Origin of the sequence: Synechococcus sp. H55.10 (assembly GCF_047502715.1) — a bacterium.
Lineage (GTDB): Bacteria > Cyanobacteriota > Cyanobacteriia > Thermostichales > Thermostichaceae > Thermostichus.
Genome location: NZ_JANSJJ010000134.1, coordinates 1 through 3672, shown reverse-complemented (window position 1 = coordinate 3672; position 3672 = coordinate 1). Strand labels below are relative to the sequence as shown.

The window sequence follows — 3672 nt, the reverse complement described above, 5'->3', positions numbered from 1 at the left end:
CGGTGTGGGTGGGTCGGGGAGTGTGTTTCTGTCTTGGGGTGGGCGGCGGGGCTGGTGTTGGCGTTGGGGTTGGCGTCGGGGTTGATGCCGGAGTAACTGTGACGGTGATGGTTGCTTGGTTGGAAATCAGACCTTGCGCATCCTTTACTGTGTATTGAATTGGAGTTGCAGCACCCGTGAAAGAGAAATCCGGAGTAAAAGTAACTTCCCCAGTAGTTAGGTTGACAGTGTATGTGCCTTCTCCGGGAACTGTCAGATTGGTTTGCTGTCCAGGAGAGCTTGGATCTAGGTCAATGGTACTGGGATCCAAATTAAAGACATACCCTACATCATTAGACAGAATCGTGATGGTGACTGGTGTATTTGGGGGAGTTGTAGCAGCGTCATTGTTGGCAAGAGGGTTGTAAGCCACAATTCCCCCCCCTGCCGTCATATCCCAGCCGCCGTTGATTTGATTCGTGTTTTTTGAGAACGTGTTGAAGTTTTTAACTGAGCCGGTTACATCATTGCCAACTACTGAGTATCCAAAGAATGTTTGACTAGGTGATATGCCTAGATCTTGGAAGCTTACGAAAACTCCCGATAGCGGTTGGTTTAGTCCAAAAGAAGTAATAGTCGTGTCTAGAGGTTGAGTTCCACACTTATCGCTATGCACGTTTGTATTAATAAATGTGCCTTTCGACCAAGTACCGGATCCAACTGCAACAACCGATCCGTAAATGTAATTTACGGGGTTGGGATCAAGCTTGGTGATAGCAGCCATCCTAAAAGAGTCATTGCCGCCTCTATCCAGAAGGAGAAACCCGATTTTATCTAGATTGGCACTAGGCGCAGTTATGCCACCTGGCGTGATAAAGTCAACTCTTTCTATGTTATTGAGGTTGACAGTGCCAGTATCTTTGTTTGTAAAAATATTATCTGTCCCTGCCTTAATAACCGGATTTATAGGATTGATTAAGAGAGCCTGCTCCATAGCTGTAATTCCAAGGCTGCCAGGAGTGTCTGGAGGAACGACCCAGACAATGTTACAAATCCCTGCTGCTTGGTCATTATCAACTCTTCTTAAAATAACTTGGTTAGTTGCGTCGATGAGAGAAAGCTTGTTAGTACCTACTTGGATGTTTGCTAAAACAAAGTTAGCATCCAGAGTGGGCGTGGCACCAACCTGTAAGGTATGTTGGTAACGATGCTCCACTGAGCCTTCCACAAAAATTGTGGGGGTAGCAATGGAGCTGGTCGCAGCCTCTAGAACCCAATCTGCATCGTATCCAGCATATCCTGTAAGGTTGGTAGAAGCGGCAATATCAGCTCCTGTTAGATGAGCTAGCTGCTTGATGAGAAGCTCTCCCTCTAAGCCAGATGCCACTTCGCAGCCATAGATCAAGATCTCTGCATCATCAGCCAGGCTAGATTTCCACTGCGAGAGCAAGCTTGCATATTCGGATAGGTTTTCTAGGCTGAGAAGGCTTTTGCCCAACTGTATTGAGCCCGCCTGCCCGTGAGATAGAACGTGCAAAGCTCTAACACCTTTTCGACCTCGCAGCGCCTCGGCGATCTGCTGGATCCCATCTCTGTTAGGGTCCAAAAGAATAATCTCTGTTCCAGGTCGGATCCCTGCTAGCAAGATCGACAGATCGGGCAAAGCTTGGTCGATAAAGACCAGCTCATCTTGAGCAGAGTGTTGCAGAAGTATATTCCCTGATGTAGTGGAGTCGGCATTCTCCACTCTCAAAAGCAAAATGAGCAAAGCTGTGGAAACGGATCCCAAAGTACGGCTGAGAATCTGCAGTAGCCCGGCGGGTTGCTTAGAGTTGGGCAGAGACGGTCTTGAGGTCAACATCTAACACTCCTCGCTTTTTCAGGGAATGTCTTCAAAAAAGAAAGAAACAGGACTCAATTCCAAGCGAAGCAGCTACAAATTGTCCACTCTCACTGTAACTGGGTTACTGAATACTAAAGTTCCAGATGATAGACGGACTGAAGCTCTATTGGTGATGACGATGGGTAGGGTAGGAGCCTCAGGAGAAGGTGTTGCTGCCGGCAAAGGAGTTCCGGGAGCAAGAGGAGAAGCTGGTGGCCGAGTTGCCGGCGGTTCAATGGGCACTGGAGGCGGAGTAGGCACCGGGATCCGCAGCCGACAGGGTTGATCGGATTGATTGCCTTCCGGGGCATAGCAAACTCGAATCAGATCCTCTACAAAACGCAGTCCATTAAAACTCAGCCGATCCGCTTGCTGAATGATATCGGCAATAACTTCCTCTAGGTTACGGGCAGTTCTGGAAAGAGGAATGCTAACAAACAAAATGTTCTCCAAATCCCTAACCTCAGGGGGGGCCAAGTTCGAGAAGGGCACTCGCTCCCGTTCCCGCAGCAAGATGCGATAGAGAGCCTCGCTCCAAGGAGAGACATCGACGGCTGCACTGAAAACAAATCCCCGCAGCGGTGTAGGCTGGCTGGCCTGCCGTCCCTGCCCAACGAGGTTCGATTGCACCGAAACCAATTTCCCCGGCGGCTGCGTGATCGAGCCAGAAAAGGGAATCGTAAAGCGCAAGTTGCTATCCAGGGTGGCAGTGGCCAAGGGGGGAAACAAAATCTCTCCCCGTGAGCTCAAGCCGACTAGCTGAACTGAGTTGCCTGCCGAAAAGACTGGCCCGCCTGCACAAAGAGTAGCCGTGGATCCCGGGCCACAAAGCTGACCAAAGGGATCAACGACCAGCCCCAGGATGGCAGCCGCGGAGCCGGCAGCGGGATCCCTTGTCGGCAACTCCACCCCAGCAGGATTGCCAGAGCCGCCACTACCGCAACTTTTCAGCAAAACAGTGAGGGAACCTGTAACCACAGCAGCCAGGACAAGCGCAGCCGGTCGCCAAAATCTGCTGGATGTGCCCAGTCGTCGAAACATATGCCTATGCCTCGCTCTCAATTGCGGATGTTGTTGGTTTGCAGAAGGGCTCTAGCGGGATCCCACCGTGAGAACGGCGTCGCTAAAGGATGTCACAAAACGGCTTCCCTCTCTCTCGACCCGCAGTTCGCCGCTGAGAAGATAAGAGCCAGCAGGTAGGGGAACATTACTTTGTACCCGCACCTGCAGGCGGTGCTCTCCAATAGCAGCAGGGAATAGATTGGCAAAGGGAGCTTCCAGAGCCTCGGCAAACCGCGCCAGCACAAACGTGCCTTCTGTGGCCGCCGCCAGTCGCTGGAGCTCCAGCAGGTTTAAGTCAACGCCCAGCCCAACTACATACACGGTCAGCTTCTGCCCCCGCTCTTGGGCCAGAGTTGTGAGCTCCCGAATGGTCTGGTCAATGGAGCGGGTGCTCTCGTTGTCGATGCCGTCGGTAAACACCACCAGGCGGCGGTTGAAGGTCTCATTGGGGCGAAAGTCACTTAAGAAACGCCCGGCTTCCACCGTGGCGTCATACAAGGCGGTGTTCCCACCGGGATTTGCCCGCAATACCCCTCGCCTAAGCAGTTGCTTGTCGCTGGTGAAGTCTTGCAGCAGTTGGGCCGTGCGCAAAGGCTGGCCGAGAGCCGTAGCGCCAAAACCGGCCCCTCGGTTATCAAAACGGAGCACCGCCCCCAGATCCAAGGGTGTGGTGCGAAATTGATCCAAAAGCCCAAAAACAGCTAAGAAGCGACGGGACTGGGGATCCAAAACCAACAGGCTGCCGGAGC

Annotated in this window: 4 protein-coding genes; all 4 read right to left on the bottom strand. The window is 52.2% G+C overall.

Translation table 11 applies throughout. The features are described from left to right. A partial coding sequence (locus tag NW858_RS09170) for a DUF4347 domain-containing protein (RefSeq protein ID WP_414520338.1) occupies positions 1-1747 on the bottom strand: 1747 nt, incomplete at its 3' end. Between the two features lie 165 nt (positions 1748-1912). Beyond that, a complete protein-coding gene (locus NW858_RS09165; protein ID WP_414426942.1) occupies positions 1913-2590 on the bottom strand; it encodes a hypothetical protein in 678 nt (225 codons plus the stop codon). Between the two features lie 26 nt (positions 2591-2616). After that, positions 2617-2796 carry a hypothetical protein gene (locus NW858_RS09160; protein ID WP_414349060.1) on the bottom strand — a complete coding sequence of 60 codons (180 nt, stop codon included), beginning with the start codon at positions 2794-2796 and terminating at the stop codon, positions 2617-2619. Between the two features lie 157 nt (positions 2797-2953). After that, positions 2954-3672, bottom strand: a 719-nt coding sequence (locus NW858_RS09155; RefSeq protein WP_414520337.1) for a vWA domain-containing protein, incomplete at its 5' end; no start/stop codon positions are given.